Source organism: Streptomyces sp. NPDC006458 (assembly GCF_040612135.1).
Classification (GTDB): domain Bacteria; phylum Actinomycetota; class Actinomycetes; order Streptomycetales; family Streptomycetaceae; genus Streptomyces.
On record NZ_JBEXPR010000025.1, the window covers coordinates 1 to 26,422 of the forward strand.

Genomic DNA, 26,422 nt, shown 5'->3' on the forward strand with positions numbered 1-26,422 from the left:
GGCGTCCGGCGCGTGCTCTCGGTGTGCCGGGTGCAGGCCCTCGTACTGGATGTACTTGGGTCTGTGCCCGGTGCGGCGAGAGGGCGTGCCGGGCGCCGCGACGGGGCGAACGTTGCCTGTCGGGGCACTAGCGTCTGTCGGCCAGGCCCTGGAGCACCAGCCACTTCACCACGGCGTCGCCGTGACCGGCGGCGGTCGTGTAGAAGGCCGTGAGATCGCTGTGCACCTCGGCCAGCATCGCGCGGATCCGTGGCGCCGTGGCCTCCGCGCCGACGGTGAGGGGCACACGCGCCCGCTGCCACAGCACGTCGAAGTCGGCCGCGCTCAGGTAGGACGCGACCCGGGCCGTGCGGGCCGCCGACAGCAGCAGGAACGGGGGCTTGTGCGGATCGGGGTGGAAGACCGGCCGGCCCCCCAGGACCACCTGGGCGTGGGGTCCGGGCGCCGCGTGGTGCGGCGGGGTCCCGGCGTAGAGGAGTTCGTGGTCGAGGTAGTAGCGGTCGAGCACCTTCTCGCGGTGGCGTCCGACACGTTCCCGGACGGCGTCCCCGTCGTCCTCGAACAGTCGTTGCATCCAGGCGGCGCTGTTGCGCAGGGCCGGGGGCGGTACCGCGCGGAGATGGAAGTACATGCTCATCAGTGGTTGCAGCGCACCGGGCCACCGAACCGTCACCCCCGGCGCGACCCCGCTTCCGCCCGCCGCCGTCCGGGTCCGTACGACCCGCCGACAAGCCCAGGTCAGAGGGCCGACTCCGTACCCGGTCGCGGAACACCCCTGTATTCGCACGGCCGTTCCTGCGTTTCGTCGAGGAGCGTGAGGGCGCCGCCGGTGCCGCCACCCGCGTACGGCGGTCGAGTCGGGGTTGCCGTGGCGCGCGCGAGGTGACGGTTCGTCCGACGGCGGGCCGACAGCGGTGAGGCGCGCCCCGTCCGTGATGAGCGCGGAGGCGAGGAGTGCGGCGAGGGTGGGCGAGCGTCGAGGGGGGTCGGTCCGGACGCGGCCGGGGGCTGAGGATCGTGGTCGGCCGGGAGCAGAGGATCGTGGTCGGCCGGGAGCGGGAGACGCCGGCGACCGGTGAACTGCTCGGCCGCCAACGGCTGGTGACGGTCACCGGCCGGGCCGGGGGCAGCAACGTCCTGGCGGCCACGGCCGCCGCGTCGGGGACGGGCCGGCCGGGCGTGCCTGGTGCGGGTGCTCCGGCAGGGCGTGCCTGGTGCGGGTGCTCCCGGCAGGGTTCCGCACCGGCCGCGCCCGGCGCGCCCGCCGCCGCCCTCGTCCGGCACCTGACCGGTCGCCCGCCGGCCCGCTCTGCCCCGCCTCCGCGCCCGGCCCGCGCCCGGCCGGGGTGAGCGGTCCGCCCCCGTTTCACCGACTGCGGAGGCCCGCCGCCCCGGGCCGGATCAGGGCCCGGGGCCCTCGGCGTGCCCGCACCCCGCCCGGCCCGGGACCGCGCTCAGACGGCGTACCTCGTGCCGAGCGGTGTGACGGCGGCGACCTCGGCGGGCGTCACCCCCGGGGCGCAGTCGACGAGTTCGAGCCCGTTCGGGGTCACGTCGAGCACGCACAGGTCGGTGATGATCCGGTCCACGCAGGCCCGGCCCGTGAGCGGCAGGGTGCACTCCTCGACGATCTTGGGACTGCCGTCCTTCGCCGTGTGGTCCATCAGGACGACGACCCGGCGGGCGCCGTGGACCAGGTCCATCGCGCCGCCCATCCCCTTCACCATCCTGCCGGGCACCGCCCAGTTGGCCAGATCGCCGCGGACGGACACCTGGAGGGCGCCCAGCACGGCGGTGTCGATGTGGCCGCCGCGGATCATGCCGAAGGAGAGCGAGGAGTCGAAGAAGGACGCGCCGGGTCGTACGGTCACGGTCTCCTTGCCCGCGTTGATGAGATCGGGGTCGACCTCCTCGGGTGTGGGGTACGGTCCGACGCCGAGCAGCCCGTTCTCCGAGTGCAGGACGACGTCGACGCCCGGTGGCAGGAAGTCGGCGACCCGGGTGGGCAGTCCGATCCCCAGGTTGACGTAGTCGCCGTCACGCAGCTCGCTCGCGGCGCGGGCCGCCATCTCGTTCCTGGTCCAGCTCATCGCTCGCGCACCGTTCTCTTCTCGATTCCCTTGTCGGCCGCCTGCTCCGGACTCAGGGCCACGACCCGCTGCACGAACACGCCCGGCACATGGATCTCGTCGGGGTCGAGTGCCCCTGGCTCGACGAGTTCCTCCACTTCCGCGACCGTGATGCGCCCGGCCATGGCGGCCAGCGGGTTGAAGTTGCGCGCCGAGCGGCGGAGGACGAGGTTGCCGTGCCGGTCTCCGCGCGCGGCCCTGACCAGGGCGTAGTCGGTCGTGATGGCGTGCTCCAGGATGTGCTCGGCGCCGTCGAAGACCCGTACCTCCTTGCGCGGCGAGGCCACGGCGACCGGCCCTCCCCCGGACTCGGACCCGCAGGTGCCGCCCGCCGCGTAGCGCCACGGCAGACCGCCGTCGGCGACCTGGGTGCCGACGCCGGCCGGGGTGTAGAAGGCCGGGATCCCGCAGCCGCCCGCCCGCAGCCGCTCGGCGAGCGTGCCCTGCGGGGTCAGCTCGACCTCCAGTTCGCCCGCGAGGTACTGACGGGCGAACTCCTTGTTGTCGCCGATGTACGACGCCGTGACCCGGGCGATTCGGCCCGCGGCCAGCAGGATGCCGAGGCCGCGGCCGTCGACGCCGCAGTTGTTCGACACGACGCCCAGACCGCTCGCGCCGCTCTCGTACAGCGCGCCGATCAGAACCTCGGGAACCCCGCTGAGTCCGAAGCCGCCGACGGCGAACGACTGCCCGTCCCTCACGTCCGCCAGCGCCTGAGCGGCCGTGGCCACCTGCTTGTCCATCCGTCCGCCCCTATCGCGACAGCACCCGGCGCAGGGCGCCGAGCAGTTCGTCCCGGGCCGCGTCCCCGGTTCCGGGGGCGGTGGCCCGCCGCCAGGCGATATGGCCGTCCGGGCGGACGAGCAGCACACCGTCCTCGGCGATCTGGGAGACACGGCTCCACTCGCCGTACGCGTCACGGGAGGTGTCGTCGCCGATCCGCACCAGCCGCAGGGCGACACCGAGGTCGTCGCGGCAGGCGGCCGCCGCCGTGTCCCACACACCGCCCGACAGGCCGGTCAGCACGGTGAAGACCCCGCCACCGACGACGTCCAGCGTGGACACCTTCTCGCCGTGCGCGTCGACGAGCCAGGCGTGCGGGAGCTTGGCGCCGGGCCGGGTGGTCGGCTGGTGCACCAACTCGCGGTCCTCCTCCCACACTTCGTCGGGGCAGCCGTCGGGGAGCACCGCGGAGGACACGTAGCGCTGGTTCATCTCGACGCCATGCGCGTTGAACTCGTAGTTCTTGAGCTGGATCGCCTCTTCGAGGAGCCGCCGCTTCTTGGCGCCCTCCAGCGTCTGCGCCCGGATGCCCGCGAGGCCCTCGGCGATGGCGGACGCGTCGCCGCCGCCGGCCACGCCGAGCACCTCGAAGATCGGGCCGAACTGGTCCCGGCTGAGGTTGGCCCGCTCGACGATCTGCCGCCCCACGGGGGCGCGTTCGGCGCTGTAGGTGTCGAGCAGTGCGGCCCCGGCCTCGCCCCGGATGACCATGGCGAGCTTCCAGGCGAGGTTGTAGGCGTCCTGGACGGAGGTGTTGGAGCCGAGGCCGTTGGACGGCGGGTGGCGGTGCACGGCGTCACCGGCGCAGAACACCCGCTCGGACGCATACGCGCTGGCGTAGGCGTGGTTGACCGTCCACAGCGAGGTGGAGGTGATCTCCACCTCCAGCTCCGAGTCGCCGACGAGGTCGCGCACGATCCGCCGCGCGGACTCCTCGTCCACCTCCGGGGGCGGCTGCTCGATGTCGTAGCCCCACACCAGCAGCCACTCGTTCCAGGGCCGGACCATGCGGACCAGGCCCATGCCGATGCCGCCGGTCTCCGCGCCCGGCTGGAGCACCCAGTACAGGACGCTCGGGCGGTGCGCGACGTAACGGGTCAGGTCGGCCTTGAAGACGATGTTCATGCTGCCGGCCTTGGCCATGCGCCCGTCGAAGGGCAGGTCGAGCTGCTCGGCGACCGCGCTGCGCCCGCCGTCCGCGCCGATGAGGTAGCGGGCCCGCACGGTGAACTCGTCGCCGCGGACCCGGTCGCGCAGCAGGGCCGTGACGCCGTGCTCGTCCTGGGTGAAGCTGAGGAACTCGGTGTCGAAGCGGACCTTGGCGCCGCGCGCCGCCGCGTTGTTCACCAGGATCGGCTCCAGATAGGTCTGCGGGAGGTCGATCATCTCGCAGGGGCTCTTGGCGCCGTACTCGGTGGCCGTGGCGGGGCCGGTGCCCCAGCTGCGTATCCGGCCGATCTCGTCCCCGGCGAGCGCCGTGCACAGCACCGTGTCGCCCATGATGCGGGAGGGACTGCCGAAGTTCAGCGCCTCGGATTCGACGCCGAGGTCGCGCAGGACCTCCATGGTGCGCTGGTTGGTGATGTGGGCCCGCGGGGTGTTGGCCAGCCAGCCGTACTTGGTGACCAGCAGGGTGCGGATGCCGTAGGTGGCGAGCAGCAGGGCGGCGGCGCCGCCGGCGGGGCCGCTGCCGACGACGAGGACGTCGGTGTCGTACGTGTCGATGGAAGTCATGGGCGGGCGCTCCTCGGTCATCCGGCCTGGGGGGCGAGACGGAAGGTGTAGTCGAGCCGGCGCCACTCGCCGTCGACCTTGCGGCCGTCGGGGGTGGGGCCGCTGCGCGACGTGAAGTCGACGACGAGTTCGTTCTTGACGCCGAAGACGGTGTCGCTGTCCAGATACGCGCCGCCGGACACGAACAGCTGGGTGACCAGCCTGCGGTGGCCCGGCGCGTCGAGCATGAAGTGCAGGTGCGGGGCCCGGTAGGGGTGGCGTCCGGTCGCGTCGAGCATCTGCCCGACCGGGCCGTCCCCGGGGACCGGGTATTCGGAGGGCAGGATGGACCAGAAGGTGATCCGCCCGTCGGAGTCGGTGCGCAGCCGGGCGCGCAGCACCGGCCCGTCCAGGTCGGGGAGCTGGACGTCGTAGAAGCCGTCCTCGTTGGACTGCCACACGTCCACGACCGCGTCCTTGAGCAACTCCCCGTCGGTGTCCGTGACCAGGACGTCCACCCACAGCGGGGTGCCGTGCAGTCCTCCGGAGATGTCGCTGCCGTGTACGGCCTCGGGTGGTCCCTCGACGTAGAAGGGGCCGAGCACCGCCGACGGAGTGGTGTCGGGGGTACGGGAGTTGGTGAGCAGGTCGACCGCGCTGGAGATGCCGAGCGTGTCCGACAGGAGCACGAACTCCTGGCGGGTCGGGTCGCACTTCTGCCCGGTCCGGGTCAGGAAGTCGACGGCGTACTGCCATTCGGCGTCGGTGACGTCGTTCTCGGCGACGAAGGTGTGCAGATGCCGCACGAGGCCGCTCAGGAGGGTGCGGACTCGGGGGTCGGGGGTCCGCGCGAAGCTCGCCACTACCTCGTCGGTGAGCCTGGCGAGCTTGGCCTCGGTCGAGGGCGGGCCTTCCGGGCGGTGCCCGTGCCAGGCACCGGCCAGGAGTTCGCCGATGCCCTCGCCGGTCAGTGCGCGGGGGTTGGGGTACGGCGTCGAGGTGGCCAGTTCGGTGGCGCGGGCCAGGCCGGACTCCGGCATGCCGAGGTCGCGCAGCGAGGTGGGTCCGCCGAGGGAGGCGATGAGGTCGTGGACACCGCTGGGGGCGTCGGGCACGCCCAGCGCGTCGGCGACGCGGCGCATCACCTCGGGGACCGCGGGCGCGTTGTAGGCCATGGCGTGCGGCAGGACGACGGTGTGGGTCTCGGCGTGCGGGAGGCCGAAGCTGCCGCCGAGGGTGTGGCACAGCTTGTGGTGCAGGCCCATGCCGACCGTGGCGAGGCAGGTGCCGGAGAGCCAGGCCGCCTGCAGCAGGTCTGCGCGGGCCTCGCGGTCGGCAGGATCGGCGGCCAGCCGGGGCAGCGCGCCGGCGATGCGGGAGATCGCGTCGAGGGCCTGCCGGTCGGTGACCGGGTTGGCCTCGGCGGAGTACAGGGCCTCGACGGCGTGCGCGAGGGCGTTGATCCCGCTGGTGACGGTCAGGGGCAGGGGGAGGCCGAGGGTGAGGTCGACGTCGTAGACGACCGTCTCGGGCAGGATCGCCTGGGAGGACCGGGTGACCTTGCGTCCGTCCTGGGTCTCGCCCAGCACCGGGGTCACCTCGGAGCCGGCGTAGGTGGTCGGCAGGATGATCTGCGGCAGATCGGTGCGGACGGCCAGGGCCTTGGCGAGGCCGGTCGTCGATCCGCCGCCGACGGCCACGATGCCGTCGGCGCGGGCCCGGGTGAGCACGTCGAGCGCCCGCTCGGTCACCTCGACGGGGGTGTGCATGGCCGCGCCGTCGAACTCCGCCACGAGCAGGTCGCCGAGCACTTCGCGAAGGCGCGCGGCGGTCCGCGCCACGGCCGGGCCGGACAGCAGCAGGAGCCGGGAGCAGCCGAGCCGTTCGGCCTCCTCGCGGATCCGGCCCACCGTGCCGGATCCGAAGACGACCCGCGAGGGATGGGATGTGTAGCCGAATGTCCGCATGGAGCATTCCTCCGCGTTTCGTCCGGGATGCGACGGTCGCTTGCACCACCGAGTATGCGAAGGCCGGGCCTGTCGCGTGGCGCCTGAGCCCCTCGTGTGTCAGGTCACGGCCGACACGCCTGGGTTTGCACCGATACGCCGGGCCGTCGGCGGGCGGGATTCACCAGCCGTTCGGACCGGCGCGCGGCGCTCCACTCACCCCCGGGGGTGACATCGGCAGTCTGGGAGCACGACGCTCCGCGTCCGTCCCTCGTCCGGCCCCGGCCCGGGCCGCCCGGCGCAAGCCGCCGCGGCCCGGACTTCCCGTCTCCGGCAGGCGCCATGCTGAACCTGTCGATCCTGCTGGAGGAACCGGTCGCGTGGTGCCGGGGGCAGATGGCGGGCCACAAGTACCCGCGTCTCGTGGAGATCGCCGAAACCCCGCCGATGACCGCCACCGGGAAGGCCGCCGGTCGGGGCGGATCGCCGGTGCTGACGATCTCCGCCGGGTCACTTGCGGACGTACGGGCGGCCCGAGCAACCGGGGCCGCAGGCCAGCACCCCCCGCGTGACCGCACCCGAGCCGCCGTCCCGTACAAACGCACATGCAAGGGCAATGCTCGGAATGGTCGGCTCATGCGAAGCGACAGGAGACTTTCTCCTCGCACTTGCGGCAATATGATCGACGCATGCGCATCTCGGATCAGGGACGCGGCCGCCTCGCCCGGTGTCAGCGCCGACACCGTGGGGCGAGCGGCCGTGACCGTGATCGAGTCGACCCGTGTGGTCGTCGATTTGCAGAGAGTCCGTTGAGGACCAGAGGGAGTGACCCGTGATGACCCGTACCGCGCGCCGGACCCACCACACGCTTCAGGTGGCCGGTGCCGGCACCGCCGCACTGCTGGCCCTCAGCGCCTGCTCGTCGTCGGACTCGGACGCCTCCGCGAAGTCGGACTCCAGGGCGTCGGCCTCCGCCTCCGACGAGCTGTCCGGCGAGGTGACGGTGTTCGCCGCCGCGTCGCTCAAGGAGAGCTTCACCGAGCTGGGCGAGGAGTTCGAGAAGCAGCACCCCGGCACGAAGGTCACCTTCAGCTTCGGCGGCAGCGACGCCCTCGCCGCGAGCATCACCGGTGGCGCCCCCGCCGATGTCTTCGCCTCGGCCAGCCCCAAGACGATGAAGATCGTCACCGACGCGGGCGACGCCGCGGGCACGCCCGTCACCTTCGTGCGCAACCAGCTGGAGATCGCCACCCTGCCGGGCAACCCGGACAGGATCTCCTCCCTGAAGGACCTGACGGGCTCGGACCTCAAGGTCGTGCTGTGCGACAGGACGGTGCCCTGCGGCGCCGCCGCGCAGAAGGCCCTCGACGCGGGCAAGCTCAAGCTCACGCCGGTCTCCTACGAGGAGGACGTCAAGTCCGCCCTGAACAAGGTCGTCCTGAAGGAGGCCGACGCCGCCGTCGTCTACAAGACCGATGTGAAGGCCGCGGGTGACAAGGTGGAGGGCGTGGACTTCCCCGAATCGGCCGACGCCGTCAACGAGTACCCGATCACCCTGCTCAAGGAGTCGAGGAACACCGAGACCGCGGAGGCGTTCATCGCCCTGGTGCGGTCGGCCGAGGGCCAGCAGGTCCTGAGCGAGGCCGGGTTCCTGAAGCCGTGACCCCGCTCGACCCGACCGGCGCCGCGACCGACCCCCGCACGGGTCGGCCGCGGCGCCGCCGCCCGCGCGCCGGCGCCCCGCCGGCGCTCCTCGTGCCCGCGCTGATCGGCCTCGCCTTCCTGGTCCTGCCGCTCGTGGCCCTGCTGGTACGGGCCCCCTGGCGGAGCATGCCCGAGCTGCTGACCAGTACCGAGGTGTGGCAGGCGCTCCAGTTGTCCCTGGTCTGCGCGACGGCGGCGACCGCGGTCAGCGTGGTGTTCGGGGTGCCGCTGGCCTGGCTGCTGGCACGGGCCGACTTCCCGGGGCGCGGTCTGGTGCGCGGCCTGGTGACGCTGCCGCTCGTCCTGCCCCCGGTGGTGGGCGGCGTGGCCCTGCTCATGGCCCTCGGCCGCAACGGGGTCGTGGGGCGGTGGCTGGACTCCTGGTTCGGGATCACCCTGCCCTTCACCACCGCGGGTGTCGTGGTGGCCGAGGCGTTCGTGGCGATGCCGTTCCTCGTCATCAGTGTCGAGGGCACGCTGCGGGCCGCCGACCCGCGCTACGAGGAGGCGGCGCAGACCCTGGGCGCCTCCCGGTTCACCGCGTTCCGCCGGGTCACGCTGCCGCTGATCGCGCCCGGCATCGCGGCGGGCGCCGTGTTGGCGTGGGCGCGGGCGCTGGGCGAGTTCGGCGCGACGATCACCTTCGCCGGGAACTTCCCCGGCCGCACCCAGACCATGCCGCTCGCGGTCTACCTGGCTCTCCAGAGCGACCCGGAGGCGGCGATCGCACTCAGTCTGGTCCTGCTCGCCGTGTCGATCGCGGTGCTCGCGGGGCTCCGGGAGCGCTGGATGACCACCTCATGACCGACACCGGGAAGACCACGCGCGGCACCGTCGGAGCCGGCCAGGGACTGGACGCCCGCCTGGTGGTCGACCGCGGCTCCTTCCAGCTCGACGTGACGCTCACGGCGGCTCCCGGCGACGTGGTCGCGCTGCTCGGCCCGAACGGGGCCGGCAAGACCACCGCCCTGCGGGCCCTCGCCGGTCTGGTCCCGCTGTCCGGCGGCCGTCTGCGGCTGGACGGCGTGGAGCTGGACGGGAGGCCGCCGGAGTCCCGCCCGGTCGGCGTCGTCTTCCAGGACTACCTGCTGTTCCCCCATCTGTCCGCGCTGGACAACGTGGCCTTCGGGCCGCGCTGCCACGGCGCCGGCAAGGCGCAGGCCCGTGCGCAGGCGGCCGAGTGGCTGGCCCGCATGGGGCTCGCCGAGCACGCCGGGAGCAAGCCGCGCAAGCTCTCCGGCGGCCAGGCCCAGCGCGTCGCCCTGGCGCGGGCGCTGGCCACCCGTCCCCGGCTGCTGCTCCTCGACGAGCCGCTCGCCGCCCTCGACGCCCGCACCCGCCTGGACGTGCGCGCCCAACTCCGCCGCCATCTGGCCGACTTCGAGGCGGTCGCGGTGCTCGTCACCCATGACCCGCTGGACGCCATGGTGCTGGCCGACCGCCTGGTCGTCGTCGAGGACGGCCGGATCGTCCAGGAGGGCACCCCGTCCCACATCGCCCGTCACCCGCGCACCGACTACATCGCCCGACTGGTCGGACTCAACCTCTACCGGGGGCAGGCCCGGGGACACACCGTGCGCGTGGCGGACGGGCCCGAGATCACGACGACCGAGGACCTGACGGGTCCGGTGTTCGTCGCGTTCCCGCCCGGCGCCGTGACCCTGCACCAGGACCGCCCGACCGGCTCCAGCGCCCGCAACCTCTGGCGGTGCGAGGTGGCCGGCCTGGAGACCCACGGCGACCAGATCCGCGCCGACCTCACGGGCGAACTCCCCCTGACGGCCGACCTGACCACGGTCGCCGCCGCCGAACTGGGCCTGCACCCCGGGGTCACGGTGTGGGCGACGGTGAAAGCGGCCCAGACGCACGCGTACCGCGCCTGAGGGAGCGGGTCGAGCGGGCCTCGCAGGCTAGGGTGCATCACGAAACGCGCAAAACACCCAAATCGGCTGAATCATCCCACTCTGCGAGGCGTCCGACCATGAGCCTGAGCATCCGCAACCAGATCCCCGGCACCGTCACCTCCGTCACCCCCGGCGAGGCCATGGCCACCGTGAAGGTCCGCCTCACCGGCGGCCAGGACGTCACCGCCGCCATCACCGTCGACGCCGTCGACGAACTGGGTCTCGCCGCGGGCTCCGCCGTGCACGCCCTGGTCAAGGCCACGGAGGTCGCGCTGGCCACCGGCCCGGTGGAGGGCCTGTCCATCCGCAACAGGCTGCCCGGCACCGTGCGCGAGGTCACGACGGGCGCCGCGATGGCCACCGTCCGGGTCGCCGTCGAAGGCGCCGAACTGACCGCCTCGATCACCAAGGACGCCGTCACCGACCTCGCGCTGACACAGGGCTCCACCGTCACCGCCCTGTTCAAGTCGACGGAGGTCTCCCTCGCGACCGTATGACGGGAGGGGCTTCAGTACACGTCCCGCACGTAGCGCTTGTCGGCGGCGAGTTGTTTGACGTACGCCGCCGACTCGGCCTCGTCCAGGCCGCCGTGCGCGGAGACGACGTCCCGCAGGGCCCGGTCGACGTCCTTGGCCATGCGGGAGGCGTCGCCGCAGACGTAGAAGTGGGCGCCGCCCTGGAGCCAGGACCACAGCAGCGGGCCGTGTTCGCGCATCCGGTCCTGGACGTAGACCTTGGCGCGCTGGTCCCGTGAGAAGGCGGTGTCCAGGCGGGTGAGCGTGCCCTCGGCGAGGAAGGCGGACAGCTCCTCCTCGTAGTAGAAGTCGGTCGCCCGGTGCTGTTCGCCGAAGAACAGCCAGTTCGGGGCGCGGTGGCCACGGGCCCGGCGCTCCTCCAGGAAGCCGATGAACGGCGCGACACCCGTGCCGGGGCCCACCATCACCGCGGGGACGGCCGGGTCGGCGGGCGCCCGGAAGTGCGGTGCGCGCTGGACACGGACCGGCACCGGTGTGCCGGACTCGGCGTCGGCGAGGAAGGGTGAGCACACGCCCTGGCGGGGGCGGCCGGCCAGGTTCTCGTAGCGGACGACCGAGACCGTGAGCGACACCTGGTGGGGGTCGGTGAGCGGGCTGGACGATATGGAGTACATCCGGGGCTGGAGGCGTCCGAACACCTCGGCCCACTCCTGTGCCCCGGCGCGGACACCGAACTCGCCCGCCACGTCGACGGCCTGACGGCCCCAGGACCACTGGGCCAACTCGTTCTTGTTGTCCGGGCGCAGCAGTTTGCGCAGCTCGCGCGGGTCGCGGGTGCGGTCGGCGGCGAAGCGCAGCAGGTCGGGTGTGATGCGGGTGATGTCCATATGGCGGAGCAGGGCCTCGGCGAAGGGCATTTCGCCGACGTTCCTGACCTGGACGGCCGTGTCCGCGTTCAGCCCGGTGACGGCCAGCCACTCCGTGACGAGGTCGGGCCGGTTGGCCGGATGCACCGCCAGGGCGTCGCCGGCCTCGTAGACCAGCGGGGTGTCGCTGTCACGGGTGTCGAAGGTGAAGCGCCGGACCTCCTTGCCCGCGCCGGGCAGGCTCAGCAGCCGGTTGCCGGTGAGGCGGGCGGTGAGGGGTGCGGGGCGGCCGGGCCTGGGTGCCGTCGCCGCGGCGGGGGCCTGGGGCGCTGCCGCGGGGGCCTGAGGCACGGCTGCGAGGGCCTGCGGTCCGGTGGCGGGGGCCTGGGGGGACTGCCCTTCGGAGGTCTTCAGGGCGGTGCTCACCTGGTCCAGCCATGCCGCCGCCTCCGTCTCGAAGTCCGGTTCGCAGTCGGTGCGCGGGGCCAGGCGTATCGCGTCCAGTTCCGCCAGCCGCAGGTCCAGGCGGCGGCCGTGGCCGCAGAAGTCGTCGTAGGAGGAGTCCCCGAAGGCCAGCACGGCGTAGCGGCGGCCCTTCAGGAGCGGGGCGTCGGCCGCGGCCAGGGCGTCCCAGAAGACGGTGCCGTTGTCCGGGGCGTCGCCGTCGCCGAAGGTGCTGGTGATCAGCAGCAGGTCGGCGTCGGAGGGCAGCGCCGCGGGGTCGGCCTCCTCCATGGGCAGCAGGGAGGCCGGGTGGCCGTCCGCGGTGAGCCGCTCGGCCGTGGCGTTCGCGAACTCCTCGGCGTTGCCGGTCTGCGACGCCCACAGCACGAGCACCTGGCGGCGCGGGGAGCCGTCGGGCCGGACGGACCCGCCGGAGAGACCGCCGGTGCCGGGTCCGGGGGCGGCGGAGGTGTCGGTCCTGGCGTACATCCCGGCCAGTACGCCGTTGACCCACAGGGCGTGCTCCGGGCTGAACGGGGCGTCGGGCGGCAGGACGGGGACGCCCGGGGCGCCGAAGGGGATGCCCGCGAGGAAGCCGGTCAGATAGAGGCGCTCGTGGTCGGCCAGGACGGGGGGCGGCGGGGCGAGTTCCAGCCCGAAGGGGGCGGGAGCCGCGGACGCCGGGGAAGAGAGGGCGGGGCCCGCGGCGAGCGCCGGTACGGGCACGGGCGCGGCTGCCAGGGCCGGTTCCCCCGTGAGCTCGGGAGCCCGCACCGTCACCGGGGTGGCCGCCTTCGTCAGCGACACCGCGCACACCTTGAACTCGGGCTGGAAGGACAGCGGATCGACGGCGTCGCTCGTCACGGCGTTCACGCTCAGGTATTCGCCGAACAGGTCGTTCCAGTGGAACGGCGCGAAGCAGCAGCCCGGCCGCACCCGGTCGGTGACGACCGCGGGCAGGACGGCCCGCCCGCGCCGCGAGGCGACCTCGACCGAGTCGCCGTCGACGAGGCCCAGTTCGGCGGCGTCCTGCGGGTGCACCTCGACGAAGGGGCCGGGGTTGAGCTTGTTCAGCTTGGCGACCTTGGCCGTCTTGGTCAGGGTGTGCCACTGGTGCTGGAGGCGGCCGGTGTTGAGGACGAACGGGTAGTCGTCGTCGGGCATCTCGGCCGCGGGCAGGTGCGGGCGGGCGTGGAAGACGGCTCGGCCGCTCGGGGTCGGGAAGGTGGGGGTGCCGTCCGCACCGAGGTAGCGGATCGGATTGCGGTCGGGGCCGTCCTCGCCCGCCGCCGGCCACTGCACGGGCGTGGCGCGCAGCCGTTCGTAGCTCACCCCGCGCAGGTCCCAGCCGGTGACCGGGTTCCAGGCGCGCTTGAGCTCCTCGAATATCTCCTCGGCGCTGTCGTGGGCGAAGCCCTTGTCGTAGCCCATCTCGCGGGCCACCGCGGCGATGATCCGCCAGTCCGCCATCGCCTCTCCGGGCGGGTCGACGGCGGGCCGCGCGAGGGTGAGATTGCGCTCGCTGTTGATCAGGACGCCCTCGGTCTCGGTCCACAGCGCGCCGGGCAGGACGACATCGGCGTACGCGTTCGTCTCGGTGTCGGCGAAGACGTCCTGGGTGACGACGAACTCGGCGGCCTCCAGGCCCTCGATGACGGTCTTGCGGTTCGCGACGGAGGCGACCGGGTTGGTGCAGATGATCCAGCACGCCTTGATCTCGCCGTCGGCCATCTTCCGGAACATCTCGACCGTGCCCTTGCCGACGCCGTCGGCGCGCACGGTGCCCGGCTCCAGCTCCCACAGCTCCTCGACGAAGGCCCGGTCGGCGTCGGCGAGCACCGAGCGCTGCCCGGGGAGCCCGGGTCCCATGTAGCCCATCTCGCGGCCGCCCATCGCGTTGGGCTGTCCGGTCAGGGAGAACGGGCCGCTGCCGGGGCGGCAGATGGCACCGGTGGCGAGGTGCAGGTTGACCAGGGCGTTGGTGTTCCAGGTGCCGTGCGTGGACTGGTTCAGGCCCATGGTCCAGCAGCTCGTCCACTCCCCCGCCTCGCCGATCAGCCGCGCGGCCTCGCGGATGTCCTGCTCCGGTATGCCGGTGATCTCGGCGACGGTGGCGGGCGGGTAGTCGGCGAGGAAGCCGGGCATCTGCTCCCAGCCCTCGGTGTGCGCGGCGATGAAGGCGGGGTCGGTGTGGCCGTCGGCGTGCAGCAGGTGCAGCAGACCGTTGAGCAGAGCGAGGTCGGTGCCGGGTCTGATCTGCAGGAACAGGTCGGCCTTGGCCGCGGTGGCGGTGCGCCGGGGGTCCACGACGATCAGCTTGGCGCCCGCCGACTTCACCCGGTCCATCATCCGCAGGAACAGGATCGGGTGGCAGTCGGCCATGTTCGAGCCGATGACGAGGAAGACGTCCGCCTTGTCGAGGTCCTGGTACGAGCCGGGCGGCCCGTCGGCCCCGAGCGACAGCTTGTAGCCGGTGCCGGCGCTGGCCATGCACAGCCGGGAGTTCGACTCGATCTGGTTGGTCCGCACGAAGCCCTTGGCCAGCTTGTTGACCAGGTACTGCGCCTCCAGGCTCATCTGCCCCGACACATAGAACGCGATGGCGTCGGGGCCGTGCTCGTCGACGATCGCACGCAGCCGGCGTGCCGTCTCGGCGACGGCGTCCGCCACGGGCACGGGATGCGGCTCCTCGCCCCGGTCCGACCGCGCGAGCGCGGTGCTCAGCCGGCCCGGCGCGGCGAGCATGTCCGCCGTGGTCGCGCCCTTGGTGCACAGCCGCCCGAAGTTCGCCGGGTGCTCCTTGTCCCCGCTCGCCTTCAGCACCGTACGACGCCCGTCCGGTCCCATGCCCACGTCGAGGACCATGCCGCAGCCCACCCCGCAGTACGAGCAGACCGTCCGCACCTTCGTCGTCCCCTCGCTCCGCGAGCCCGGCACGGTCACGGGCGCCTCCCTTGCTGTACTCGGTCCTGTGCCACTGGTCCCGACGGTACGGAGCGCTTATTACGTCGATGTCTCCTGATCTGATCTTGAGGAGTTAAAGGCGACGCACAGGGCGGGGTGGGCGGGGGTGAACTCCGACGGGACAGTGGCACGGGGATCTCTGCCCGCCGGGGAGCTACTCGGCGGTATCCGCCTGCGCCCACGACCGCTCTGGTAAAGCTGATGCGGGGCGGCTCGACTCACGGGGGCCGCATGGGGAGCACGGGGGCGCGCGGGTGGGTGGTAGCGAAGGGCCGCAGCTGGTGTTCGTGCACGGCATCGGCGGATTACGGGACGCGGTGACCGAGCGGCGCGACTGGCTTCGGGCGCTGGCCGAGGGTGCGCGCGGGGCGGGGCACGCCCATGCCGTGTCCGGTCTGACCCAGGGGTGGCTGGCCGAGGTCCGGTTCGCCGACTACAGCGATCTGTTTCTGCCCGACCAGGGCCAGGGCGCCGGGTCGGGGGATCTCGACGATCAGGTCGCTTTCCTCGACGCCCTGGTCCGGGACCTGATCGACGAGCTCGGCGCACAGGCCGTCGAACGAGGGGATCAGCGCACGCTGAGGGCGATCGAGCACGCGCGGGCCCAGTTGCCCGAGGCGAGTGGGCAGGCCCAGGGGTTCGCGCAACCGGTGAGGCTGCTGGCCAGGATCCTGACCACGGTCCTGCAGGTGCCCGGGCTGCGGCGGGCGGCTCAGTGGTCGAGCGGTCAGCCGCTGCTGGGGCATCTGGCCCAGGTGAGCCGTTACCTGAACCGGGCCGAGGCCGACCAGGAGGGGACGGGGCTGGACGCACGGATCCGCGCACGGCTGCTGCACGGGACGGATCCCGGTCGCCCCTTGGTGGTGGTCGCGCATTCCCTGGGTACGGTCGTGGCCTTCGAGGCGCTGCATTCGTACCTGGGGCGCGTGGACCTGTTCGTCACGCTGGGGTCGCCTCTGGCGACGGGGGCCGCGGTGTTGCAGCGGGTGCGGCCGCGGCCCGCGCGCACACCCGAATCGGTCGAGCGATGGCTGAACTTCTGGGACCGGGACGACATCGTGGTGACACGCCCGCGCCTGAGGCCGTACTACCAGGGCGACGGGCAGCGGCGGCGGACGCCGCTGGCCGCGGCTGCCGTGTCGTGTGGGCGAACGAAGTCTTCGGCGCGGCTCTCCTGCTGACCAACGCGGCGCCGTTCGGTGCGCGGCACGACACCGAACCGACCCGGGGCGCCTCCTTCGCGCCACCGCGCTGGGGCGACACCGCGGGACGGGAGGGTGTGCTGACGTGCGAAGTCGTCCTGCCTTCCGGTGCGGAGGCCGATTCCTGGCGCCCCGGCGGGACCTTGCGGATGGCCGGGACCTTGCAGGTGGTCCGCGGCCACACCCGGCACCGATTCCGCGGAGTCCCGCAGGAACCCCTCGTCATTGACCTGGTCGGAGCCCCGGTCTTCTGCGACGACATCCTCGTCGGCCTGACCACGAGCGTGGACCGGTCCGGCTACCTGGTCACCCCCATCGACCGGCTGGCACGCGACTCGGACTTCACCACGGCCGTCCGGGAGCACCTCCCCTCGCCCATTCCCCTCGTGCCGCTGTTCGGTGCGGCTTCCCCGGCGAGCGACCGCGCGTCGGCCCCGGTCGCCGCAGGCAAGGTGAACCCGGCCCGCGTGCACGCACTCATCGTCGGAATCGAGTCCTACGAGGCAGGCCCCTCCTGGGACCTTCCAGGTCCCGCCCAACAGGCTCTGCGCTTCTACGACACACTGCGCCGAGCGGGTGTGCCCGAAGGTCAACTCCGGCTGCATCTGGCCTCGTTGAATCCAGTTCCTCCGGACATCGCCCATTCACCGGCCGACGCGGCCACGATCCGCCGGGTTCTGGTGAACGATCTGTCCAAGGCCGAGGGCGATGTCCTGTGGGTGTGGTGGGCCGGACACGGAATCATCGACAGGCAGGAGCGCCTCCGGCTCCTGTGTGCCGACGCCACCGCGACGGACATGCGGTGCGTCGACCTGGAGTCCATGCGGGCCCGCTTCGCCGGTGACACCGTCAGGGAGCTGTCCGAGCAGCTGTGGATCGTGACAGCCGGCGCCTCGCGCGAGAGCGATCAAAGGCTCTCGGAGCCCCTGCCACCGGACACCATGTCGGCGGGCCCGCCCGTTCCGAGCCGCCGTCAGGCCGTAATCAGAGCGGCAGCTCCGGGACCTGGCGGCGAACGCTTCTCGGACCTGCTGCTGGACCTGCTGGCGGAGCGCGCCGCGGTGCTGCCCGCCGTACCGGACCCGGGCGAGCTGTTCGCGGATGCCCGTTCGCGATGGATGCCGATCGGCACGGGGGGCAATCCGTCACCGGACGGCAGCATGCTGACGATCACCGGTCCGGACCCAACCTCCTCCTCACCGGAGCCGGGCGTCCGGGTTCCCCCTGTCGCCGACCTCGCGCGCGCCGCGGACGCGCTCCTCGCCTATCCACTGGCCACCGACCGCAGGACACGGCAGGACCTGGTCGACCTGATGAGCCCGCGCATCAGCGCATCATTGCCCCGCTCCCCCGTAGGCCGGGTCGACGTCCTCGGCATCCTCAGGACTGTGACCCGCCTCGGCCCGGAGGCACTGCGGGAGCTGTTCGAAGCCGTGGTCGTCCTCGACGACGACCCGCAACGCGGACGGGCGCTGAACGAGGCCCTGCGGGAGCTGGGTATGCCACGGGTCTGACGGGCCGGTCGCCGGGCGCCGCCCGGCGTGCCGTCATGCCCGCGCGCGGTCACCCGGGGAACACCGCGGGCCCGGCGGCGGGTGCCGTGACGGACGAGGTGGGTGATCCTGGAGGGGTGTGGGGTGTCCCAGCCGGGTGGACCCTGGAGGCCTACGCCGCTTCCGGCCGTCGGGCGGTGCGCGTGGCGCTGGCCGCCGCGGCCGGCTTCTACGTCTTCCGCTACGGCCTCGACCGGCCCGTCGCGGCCACCTACGCCCTGTTCGCGGCCGTGGCGCTGGGCGGGCTGTCCAGGATTCCGGGCACCGGGCGGCAGCGGGCCGAGCTCGTCCTGCGGGTACTGCCGGTCTGCTGGCTGCTGGTGGTCGTGGGTACCTTTCTGTCGGTACGCACCTGGAGTGCCGTCGCGGGCATGCTGGTGGTCGGTTTCGCGCTGGCCTTCGCCGCCGTGGGCGGTCCCCGTCCGGCGGGGGTGGCACCCGGGCTGCAACTGCTGTACATCCTGCCGTCCTTCCCGCCGTACGACCCCGGCTCGCTCGACGACCGGCTGATCGGCACGACCACCGGGCTGGTGCTTCTCGCCGCCGCCGAGGCGCTGCTCTTCCCCGAGCCCACCCCGGTGCCCTACCGGGAGCGGGCGGCCCGTGCCGCGCTGACCGCCGGGCGCTGCGCGCGGCTGCTCGCCGCACCGCCGTACGTCCTGCCCGACGGGGACCGAAGGGCGGCGCAGGAGGCTTCACCGGCGCTGCGGGCGCTGAAGGTGCCCGAGGCGGAACGCCCCGCGGGACCCGGCGTCCACGCTCGCGCTCTCGCGCACACCGGCCTCACCACCCGGACCCTCCTCAACCGCCTCGCGCGGCTGCCCGCGCCGCCCCGCACGCCGGAACGCGAGGTGACCGCCGTGCTGGGCGCGGTGGCGGAGCTGGCCGGGGCGACCGCGGCCCGGCTGCGGGCGGGGCCGTCGCCGACGGCGCCGTTCGAGGCGCTGACCGTGGCGCGTGGCCGTCTCTCGGACCTGCCGGCGGTGGCGTCCGCGGACGGTGCGGCCTCCGCTCGCGCGCCCGGCTTCCCGCCCGTGGTGCTGCGCGAGCACGCCGCCGTGCTGGAGATCGCCGATGCCGCGCTGGCCATGGGCGCGGCGGCCGACCGGGCGGTGGGGGGCCGGCACGCCGCGGTGAAGGTGTCCCCGGAGCGCTTCTGGTACACCGGGGTCCGGGCGCCGGTCCTGTGGTGGCACCGGGTGCGCGGCCACGCGGGCCGCCGCTCGGTCCTCTTCCAGAACGCGGTGCGCATCGCGCTGGCCCTCACGGCGGCCCGGCTCGTGGCCGGGGTGGACACGCTGCCGCACGGCTTCTGGGCGATGCTGGCGACGCTCACCCTCACCAGGACCACCATGGACGAGACCTGGCACACCATCCGTATCGCCCTGACGGGCACGCTGGCCGGGGCCCTGCTGACCGCCGTGACGCTGACCCTCGTCGGCACCGACACCTCGTTCTACGCCGTGGCGCTGCCTCTGTGGATGCTGTTCGCCTTCACCGTCGGACCGGTCCGCGGTGTCGGCTGGGCGCAGGGGCTGTTCACCGTGCTCGTGTCGCTGGTGTTCGCTCAACTGGCGCCTCCCACCTGGGAGCTGGCAGAGGTGCGGATGCTCGACGTGCTGGTCGGCAGCATGATCGGCGCGGTCTTCGGTGTGCTGGCCTGGCCCCGCGGGGCGCACGACGAGTTGCGGCGCTCGGCCGCCGGACTCCTGCGCAGGGCGGCCGAGGTGGTGGTGGCGACCGAGGCGTCGCTGACGGGTGGCGGAGCCATGGCCCTGCCGACCGGGTCGTCCGGTCATGGGTCGCTGCATCGCGCGCTGATCCTGGCCGAGTCGGCCTACGCGCAGTTCCTGAGCGAGCCGACCCACTTCGGCGGGACCGGGCACATGAGCGCCGGCCGCGCCACCGCGGCGGCCGCGGTGGACTGGCAGGCGACCCTCATCGCCGGTCACCACACCCTGTGGGGCTCCGAGCGCCTGCTGGCACCGCCCCCGAGCGGACTGTCGGGCGCTCCGGCCGACTCGCTGGCCCGGCTCGGGGACCGGGTGGCCGCGCGGATGCTGCTGGTCTCGGCGGCACTGGACCCCGGCGCGGACACCCCGACCGCACCGCCACCGCGGACCGCGCCGGACCGCGCGGAGTTCCTCGCGGAGCCGCCGGGCGCGCCACGGCTGTACTACGCGACCGTGGCGTGGCTGGACTCCCTGGCGGCCGATCTGACGCGGATCGCCGGCGGGGAGTCCGTGCCCGGGGCGGGTGAGGGACGGACGGCTCGTCCAGCCGTCCGGCGCGGGTGAGGGACAGGCGGCCCGTCCAGCCGGCCAGCCGGGTTCCCGCGAGCGGGCGGGGTGAGCCTGGAACCGCCGCCGGACATACAGCGGGCGCGCCGGACGGGGGTCAAGTGCTGTCGGGCACGCGGAAGGCATGTCCTCGGCGTCACCGCTGCCCGGCGGACGTCTCCGCGTCGGCCGGCGCCTCCACCACGCGGTCGCCCGGATGCCGCAGGGCGCACAGGAAGGCGATGCCCAGGGCGACGGCCATGCCGTAGAACACCCATTGGTTGGCCTCGGCGAAGTCCATGCGGACGGCGCCCATCGCGTCCCGCATCGTCTCGGCGGCGGGACCGGTGCCCGTGGGCGGGCTGGAGTCACCCGCGCCCATGATGGACTCGCTGATGGTGCGGGCCGTGTCGCGGGCCTCGGCCGGTGGCACGCCGCGGCCTTCCAGGGTGTTCGTCACCTGGGTGTTGGTGGCATGGGTGAGCACGGTGCCGAAGACGGCCAGGCCGACGCTCGCCGCGTAGTTGCGTACGGTCTGGGTGACGCCCGTGACCTCCCCGTACGAGGGTCCGATGGCCCGGTTGACGGCGTCCGTGGAGGCGGGGGCGAGGATGAGGCCGATACCGGCGCCGGCCAGGGCGGCGTAGGGCCACTGGTCGTGCATGGACAGGTCGGTGAGCTTGCCGGCCCACAGCGCGAACCCGACCGCGCCCAGCGCCGCGCCCGTCTTGAGCGCGGGTCGCGCCCCTCGTTTGTCGAGGATCCGGCCGCCCCACTGCGAGGCGATGGCGAAGCCCGCGAAGAAGTACAGCAGGAACAGGGCCGCCTGGTTGGGTGAGGCGCTCAGCGAGACCTGGGCGTAGACGGAGGCGAAGAAGAACAGCGGGACGAAGGCGAGCATCGCGAAGAACAGCACCGCCGCGTCCACGGAGAACGCCCGGTCGCGGAAGACACGCAGGTCGATCAGGGGGGAGCGGACCCCGCGCTCGTAGCGTACGAACACGCCGAGGATCGCCAGGCCGCCCACGACGCAGATCCAGGTGGCGGCGCTGTCCCAGCCCCAGGACCAGGCCTGTTGGAAGCCGAGGACGCTCAGGCCCATACCGAGGGCCATCAGGGCGGCGCCGGGGATGTCGAGGCTGCCGGGCCGTCTGCGGTCGGCGATATGGGCCATGGCGGTCAGCACCAGCGCCACCACGGCGACGGGGACGTTGACCCAGAACACCGCGCGCCAGGTCCAGGCCGTGAGCCAGCCGCCCAGGAGCGGTCCGAGCGCGGTGAGCGCGCCGGACAGACCGAAGAACAGGGCCAGCGCGCGGCCGCGCCGCTCGGTCGGGAACACCGCGACCACCACGGCCAGCGCGGCGGGGAACAGCAGGGCCGCCCCCAGCCCCTGGGTGGCGCGGAACGTGATCATCCAGGGCTGTGCCGCGTCGCCCTCGGGGACGCAGCCGCACAGCACCGACGAGATCACGAAGACGAGCGTGCCGATCACGACCATCCGGCGTGGGCCGTACAGGTCGGCGAGACGGCCGCCGAGGGCGAAGAACGCGGCCAGGGCGAGCAGATAGGCGTTCACGACCCACTGCATGCCGGAGGCGGAGAGGCCGAGTTCGCGGACGATGTCGGGAGCGGCGATGGAGACGATGGTCTGGTCGATGAAGGTCATCGCGACCGCGAACATCATGGCCGCGAGTGCCACCGTCTGCTGTGATGCCGAGCGTCCCGAGGTCGTGGTCCCACCACGACCGAGGTGCGTTCCAGTCACCCCACCAGTCTGCGTCAGTCCGTGCGAAGGCGCAGCAGCGGACGCGAGCGGGGTGGTGCGGCGGCCCTCGCGGGGCGGGGCGCGGGCGGGCGTATGATCACCGAAAGGTCGCAGGTCAGAGCCGTCGGCAGGGGGATGCCGGGCCTGGCGGGACCGTGCCCGGGGGCCGGTGGGGGCCGCCTTCGGGGGGACATGTCGCTGTCGCGGAGAGGGAGAGGCGGGGCGGGGCGGTGGGAGTTCATGCTCGTCGTCCTGGCGAATACGTCAGGCCTGCCGGGCGGATACTGCTCGACGACTGTTTCGAGACGTCCGGGGAGTTCTACGCCTCGGGGACGTACTACTTCCAGCCGTCGCTGAGCCGGTTCCCGGAGGGACGGCGGGTCGAGGCCGAACTCGTGCCCGAGCCGCACAATCCGTGGGACGGATGGGCGGTGGCCTGCGACGTGGACGGGGAGCGGGTCGGCTACCTTCCCGCGGTCGCGGCGAAGATGTGGCACGACGTCGTAAGCGCGTGGAACCGCGCTGGTCTCGCGGTGTACGTCGGTGCCGTGACGAACCGTTGGACGGCGCCCGGCGAAGGCGGCCGCCTCGGTCTCACCCTGCCCAAGTGGGACTGGGAGGCGCTGCTGGACCTGGCGGAGGCCGCCGGGCTGCGCGCCGCGTGGGAGACGGCCGAGGCGGGCCTGACAGAGCGGCAGCGTCTCCTGCTGCGCGAGGACGGGGGCTACACGCCGGACGCGTCCGCCGCGCGGGCGTTGTACCGCGGACGTTCGGGGCATCCCGTGTTCACCTGGGGGGTGAAGCGGAACGGCGAGGACCTGTCCCAGCGCATGCCGTTCTGGTACGGGTACTTCGTCCGTGAGGAGATGCGGGCGGAGCAGGAGCGCCTGCGCCGTGCCCGCTGCCCACGGCTCCGTCGGGACCGGGGGGCGGTGCTGGCGGTGCTGCTCGGGGTCGACATCGGGCCGAACCTCACCTACGCCGGGTCGCTGGCCACGCTGCTGTGGCGGCGGATCGTCCACGCGCACGACGGCGAGGTGGAGTTGAGGGAGTTCACCCGGCTGGGTCTGTACGCCGTTCCGGCGAGCCTGGGCGCGGCGGTACCGGCACTGTGGGCCTCACTCGCCGTGCTCGGAGGAGGCTGACTCCATGTCCGTGGTCGTCTGGATCGTCGAGGGCACCTGGCCCGCCTGTGTGGACGCCGCACTCACCCTGGTGCCGGGGGACGCCGACATCGTCCTGCTGCATGTCACCCCGGCGGACGTCCCGGGCGCGGCACACGGCGCCTTCGCGGGGCTCCTCGGCCGCGGTCACCCCGAGCGCGACCCCGGCACCCGGATGGAACACCTAGCCGCCACCTCCGCCCGTCAGCTCCTCCAGGCGGCGGCCAACCGGCTGGCGCGCCCCTGCACCCTCACCGAGCGCACCGGCCGCGTCGAACACGAGGTCGTCACCGCCGCGCGGGACGCCGATCTGCTGATCCTGGCCCGCGACGGCGACCACACCCATCTGGGCCCGCACAGCCTGGGCCGGGCCGGACGCTTCGTCGTCGATCACGCCCCGTGCCCGGTACTGCTGGTCTGGCCCGAGCCGGCTCCGGGCCTGACCTCGCTGCCGTCCCCGCCGCCGGACCAGGGCTGAGGGCGGGGCGCCGAGGGGGTGTCCCGCCTGTGGACGTACGCCGACGCGCTTTCGGCCGGGGGCGAGGAGGTGCTCAGCTCTCCTCGACCGTCGCGGTGACCGGTGTTCCCGTCTCGACGGTCCGGCTGACCGTGCACAGCCGGTCGTGGGAGGTCTTCACCGCCCGCGGCAGGATCGCCCGGGCCCGCTCGGCCCCCTCGCCGTCCGGGAAGGACACGGAGAAGGTGACCTGAAGGCCGGTCAGCCGGTTGCCGAGATCGTCGCTGATCTTGTGGCCGCTCGCCACGATGGTGAACCGGTCCGGCTCGGCATGCCTGCCGGTGGCGACGTCCACGTCCACGGCGCTGCAGCCGGCCAGCGCGGCGAGCAGCAGTTCGACCGGCGTGAACTCGGTCTCCGAGCCGGGCTCAGAGGCGCTGCCGAAGGCGATGGTGCCGCCCCGGGTGTTCGTCGCGACGAAGCGGCCGGTGCCGGTGCGCTCGACGGTGACGGAGCGAAGGGTGTTGTCGGTCATGCCGCGACCCTAACGCCGTATCGGCCGTCACCCGGTCTCGACCGCCCTCGTCCCGGCCGGTACCGTCCGGCGGGCTCCGCGCACGGATGCTCCCGCGCGGGGACACGGCCCCAGGATGCTCCCGTGCGGGGACAGGGCCCCGCGGGCGGGCGGGCCGGGGGACGGCCGGTCGGGTGTCCGCCCCGGGCGGGGAGCGCGGCGCCCGCGCAGGGGCTGACCGCCGTGCGGCCCTTGGGCGGGCAGGCGCCGGGAAGGGCGCCGTACGCCCCGGTCAGCCGAGCAGGACACCGGGGTTGAGGATGCCGTGCGGGTCGAGTGCGTCCTTCGCCGCGCGCAGGGCCAGGGCGAAGGGCTCCGGACGCTGGAGGTCGTAGCCGGGGCGGTGGTCGCGGCCGACGGCGTGGTGGTGGGTGATGGTGACGCGGTGGCGGTGCAGCACGTCGGCCGCGACGGACTTGATGTCGTCCCAGACCGCGACCTCGTCGCCGGGACGGCCGGCCACGGCCACGGTGAAGTAGGGGGCCGCGCCGTCCGGATAGACTTGGGTGAGGCGGCAGTTGACGGTCGCGGTGTGCCCGGTGGTGCGCGACGGCCGGGTCGGGGCGCCGGCGTCGGCCCCTTGACGCGCCCAGGGGCCGGGGGCCAGGGCCCGGGGGCCGGGTGCGCCCAACGCGACGCCGGCCCCGCCCCGTTCACCGCTCGTCCTCGCCCGGCGGCGCCGCCCGGCGAGGATCGGCCGGCGTCCACTCGGCCCCCGTGCGTCGGCGGAACGCGGCGACGGCGCTCTCCACCGTCGGGAAGAAGTGGCGCGGGTCGATGGTGCGGGTGAGCTCGTACGCCTCGATCTTGCGCCGGACCGGATCCTTGAGCTCGGCGAAGACCAGGTGCACATGGTCGGCGTTGAGGGCCTCGTCGAGTTCCTCCAGCACGTCGGCGGCGGTGGTGTCGACGTCCGTCATCGGCTCGGCGGCCACGACGATCCACTCGGGCCGGGGCTCCGTACGGGCCAGCCGCCGCACCTCGTCGCGGAAGGTCTTGGCGTTGGCGAAGAACAGCGGCGCGTCGAACCGGTAGATCACCAGCCCGGGCAGCCGCTCGGCCCGCGGATAGGACCGTACGTCGTGATAGCCCTCCAGGCCCGCCACCCTCCCCAGGACGGTCGCGTACGGCCACCAGGCGCGGCGGAAGACGTTGAGCACGGACAGGGCCACGGCGATGGCGATCCCCGGCAGCACGCCCAGCAGGGCCACCCCGAGGAAGGCCGCGACCGACAGCAGGAACTCCATCCGGCGCTGGCGCCACAGCCGTACGCTGCCCGCCACGTCGGCGAGCGACAGCGAGGCGGTGATGACGACGGCGGCGAGGGCGGGCTGGGGCAGGTTGCGGAACATGCCCGGCACGAGCAGCAGCATGAGGACGATCAGCGCGGCGCCGACGACTCCGGTGAGCTGGCTCCTGGCTCCGGCGCGTTCCGCCACCGCCGTGCGCGAGCCGCTGGTGCTGACGGGGAAGCCCTGGAAGAGGCCCGCGGCCAGGTTGGCGACTCCGACGCCCATCATCTCCTGGTTGCCGCGCACCTCCTGGCCGGTGCGGGCGGCGAAGGCGGACGCGTTGGAGATCGTGTCGGCCAGGGACACCAGGGCGATGCCCAGCGCCCCGCCGACCAGCGGGGCGAGGTCGGAGGCGCGCACCTCGGGCAGGGTGAACGGGGGGAAGCCCTCGGGCAGTTCGCCGACCAGGCTCACACCGTGCTCGCCGAGGTCGAGGACCGTGACGGCGGCGATGGCCAGGACCACCATGACGAGCACGGCGGGCACCTTGGGCACCAGCCGCTGGAGCAGCAGGATCAGCACGATCCCGGAGATGCCGACGGCCGCTGCGGCCGGCACCACGGCCCCGTCGGCGATCTTCCGCACCAGCCCGACGCACTCCCCGACCAGGTTGTCGGCGTCGACCTTGAACCCGAGCAGTTTGGGCAACTGGCCGATCAGGATGGTGAGGGCCAGGCCGTTCATGTAGCCGATCATCGTCGGCTTGGAGATCAGGTCGGCGATGAAGCCGAGCTTCGCCACCGAGGCCAGGATCATGATCCCCGCCACCATGATCGAGAGCATGGAGGCCAGGGCGACCGCCCGGCCGGGGTCGCCGTCCGCCGCCACCAGGGGCAGCACGGTGGCGGCGATCATCGGCCCCAGCGAGGAGTCCGGGCCGAGGACGAGAATCCGGGACGGTCCGCACACCGCGTAGCCGAGCAGGCAGAGGATGGTGGTGTACAGGCCGGTGATGGGGGGCAGCCCCGCTAGTTCGGCGTACGCCATGCCCTGCGGGACCAGAAGCGTGGTGAGGACGATGCCCGCGACCACGTCCTTGGGCAGCCACTCCCGCCGGTACGCCGTCGCGGCCCGGACTCCGGGGACGGAGCCCAGCCGGGTCAGGATCGTGCCGCGGGCGGGGGCCGGGCGCTGCTCCCGCCCTTCGTCCGGCGGACCAGGATCGGAGGGTGGACCGGTCCTGTCGTCCGCCATCGCTGTCCATC

At 73.2% G+C, this 26,422-nt stretch carries 17 protein-coding genes and 2 pseudogenes; 9 read left to right on the top strand and 10 right to left on the bottom strand.

From position 1 onward, the window contains the following. Positions 1–127: 127 nt before the first annotated feature. The 5 genes from ABZZ79_RS29310 to ABZZ79_RS29330 all read right to left on the bottom strand — a co-directional run bounded on the left by ABZZ79_RS29310 (position 128) and on the right by ABZZ79_RS29330 (position 6,592). A complete protein-coding gene (locus tag ABZZ79_RS29310) occupies positions 128–637 on the bottom strand; it encodes a DUF1877 family protein (protein WP_356693751.1) in 510 nt (169 codons plus the stop codon). Between the two features lie 817 nt (positions 638–1,454). Then, positions 1,455–2,090 (bottom strand): CoA transferase subunit B, encoded by a 636-nt coding sequence (locus ABZZ79_RS29315; RefSeq protein WP_356693753.1) that lies wholly within the window; start codon positions 2,088–2,090, stop codon positions 1,455–1,457. Next, positions 2,087–2,872 (bottom strand): CoA transferase subunit A, encoded by a 786-nt coding sequence (locus ABZZ79_RS29320; RefSeq protein WP_356693755.1) that lies wholly within the window; start codon positions 2,870–2,872, stop codon positions 2,087–2,089. Before ABZZ79_RS29320 ends, ABZZ79_RS29315 begins: the two co-directional genes overlap by 4 nt. A 10-nt stretch (positions 2,873–2,882) precedes the next feature. Then, positions 2,883–4,646 carry an FAD-dependent monooxygenase gene (locus ABZZ79_RS29325; RefSeq protein ID WP_356693757.1) on the bottom strand — a complete coding sequence of 588 codons (1,764 nt, stop codon included), beginning with the start codon at positions 4,644–4,646 and terminating at the stop codon, positions 2,883–2,885. A gap of 17 nt (positions 4,647–4,663) precedes the next feature. Then, positions 4,664–6,592 carry a maleylacetate reductase and hydroxyquinol 1,2-dioxygenase domain-containing protein gene (locus ABZZ79_RS29330; RefSeq protein WP_356693759.1) on the bottom strand — a complete coding sequence of 643 codons (1,929 nt, stop codon included), beginning with the start codon at positions 6,590–6,592 and terminating at the stop codon, positions 4,664–4,666. Between the two features lie 814 nt (positions 6,593–7,406). Here ABZZ79_RS29330 and modA point away from each other — a divergent pair. From modA to ABZZ79_RS29350, 4 genes are all read left to right on the top strand, one after another. Continuing rightward, positions 7,407–8,234, top strand: a complete 828-nt coding sequence (gene modA / locus ABZZ79_RS29335) for a molybdate ABC transporter substrate-binding protein (RefSeq protein WP_356693761.1) — start codon at positions 7,407–7,409, stop codon at positions 8,232–8,234. Beyond that, on the top strand, positions 8,231–9,079 hold the full coding sequence (gene modB / locus ABZZ79_RS29340) for a molybdate ABC transporter permease subunit (RefSeq protein ID WP_356693763.1): 849 nt from the start codon (positions 8,231–8,233) through the stop codon (positions 9,077–9,079). Before modA ends, modB begins: the two co-directional genes overlap by 4 nt. Further along, entirely contained in the window at positions 9,076–10,158 is a 1,083-nt protein-coding gene (locus tag ABZZ79_RS29345) for an ABC transporter ATP-binding protein (RefSeq protein ID WP_356693765.1), read from the top strand. Before modB ends, ABZZ79_RS29345 begins: the two co-directional genes overlap by 4 nt. Before the next feature lie 98 nt (positions 10,159–10,256). Continuing rightward, entirely contained in the window at positions 10,257–10,676 is a 420-nt protein-coding gene (locus tag ABZZ79_RS29350) for a TOBE domain-containing protein (protein WP_356693767.1), read from the top strand. An 11-nt stretch (positions 10,677–10,687) separates the two neighbouring features. On the opposite strand, the gene ABZZ79_RS29355 is transcribed toward ABZZ79_RS29350, so the two are convergent. Continuing rightward, entirely contained in the window at positions 10,688–14,908 is a 4,221-nt protein-coding gene (locus tag ABZZ79_RS29355; RefSeq protein ID WP_356693768.1) for a bifunctional nitrate reductase/sulfite reductase flavoprotein subunit alpha, read from the bottom strand. A gap of 302 nt (positions 14,909–15,210) precedes the next feature. Between ABZZ79_RS29355 and ABZZ79_RS29360 the strand changes: the two genes are divergently transcribed. The 3 genes from ABZZ79_RS29360 to ABZZ79_RS29370 all read left to right on the top strand — a co-directional run bounded on the left by ABZZ79_RS29360 (position 15,211) and on the right by ABZZ79_RS29370 (position 19,981). Next, positions 15,211–16,110 (top strand): hypothetical protein, encoded by a 900-nt coding sequence (locus ABZZ79_RS29360; protein ID WP_356693770.1) that lies wholly within the window; start codon positions 15,211–15,213, stop codon positions 16,108–16,110. Continuing rightward, entirely contained in the window at positions 16,071–17,645 is a 1,575-nt protein-coding gene (locus tag ABZZ79_RS29365) for a hypothetical protein (RefSeq protein ID WP_356693772.1), read from the top strand. The genes ABZZ79_RS29360 and ABZZ79_RS29365 overlap by 40 nt, the downstream gene beginning before the upstream one ends. 116 nt (positions 17,646–17,761) lie before the next feature. Next, positions 17,762–19,981, top strand: a complete 2,220-nt coding sequence (locus ABZZ79_RS29370; RefSeq protein ID WP_356693774.1) for an FUSC family protein — start codon at positions 17,762–17,764, stop codon at positions 19,979–19,981. A gap of 139 nt (positions 19,982–20,120) precedes the next feature. Here ABZZ79_RS29370 and ABZZ79_RS29375 read toward each other — a convergent pair whose 3' ends face one another. Beyond that, positions 20,121–21,650, bottom strand: coding sequence for an MFS transporter (locus ABZZ79_RS29375; RefSeq protein ID WP_356693906.1), 1,530 nt, complete (start codon positions 21,648–21,650; stop codon positions 20,121–20,123). Positions 21,651–22,641: 991 nt separating this feature from the next. Here ABZZ79_RS29375 and ABZZ79_RS29380 point away from each other — a divergent pair. Continuing rightward, positions 22,642–22,876, top strand: a pseudogene (locus tag ABZZ79_RS29380) (arsenic transporter); the annotation flags it as partial. A 4-nt stretch (positions 22,877–22,880) separates the two neighbouring features. Next, positions 22,881–23,372: a universal stress protein gene (locus tag ABZZ79_RS29385; protein WP_356693776.1), complete on the top strand. Its 492-nt coding sequence runs from the start codon at positions 22,881–22,883 to the stop codon at positions 23,370–23,372. Between the two features lie 73 nt (positions 23,373–23,445). Here ABZZ79_RS29385 and ABZZ79_RS29390 read toward each other — a convergent pair whose 3' ends face one another. The 3 genes and pseudogenes from ABZZ79_RS29390 to sulP all read right to left on the bottom strand — a co-directional run bounded on the left by ABZZ79_RS29390 (position 23,446) and on the right by sulP (position 26,411). Beyond that, on the bottom strand, positions 23,446–23,886 hold the full coding sequence (locus ABZZ79_RS29390) for an OsmC family protein (RefSeq protein ID WP_356693778.1): 441 nt from the start codon (positions 23,884–23,886) through the stop codon (positions 23,446–23,448). Positions 23,887–24,157: 271 nt separating this feature from the next. Further along, positions 24,158–24,466, bottom strand: a pseudogene (locus ABZZ79_RS29395) (FAD-linked oxidase C-terminal domain-containing protein); the annotation flags it as partial. Positions 24,467–24,578: 112 nt separating this feature from the next. Next, a complete protein-coding gene (gene sulP / locus ABZZ79_RS29400) occupies positions 24,579–26,411 on the bottom strand; it encodes a sulfate permease (RefSeq protein ID WP_356693780.1) in 1,833 nt (610 codons plus the stop codon). Positions 26,412–26,422 lie beyond the last annotated feature (11 nt).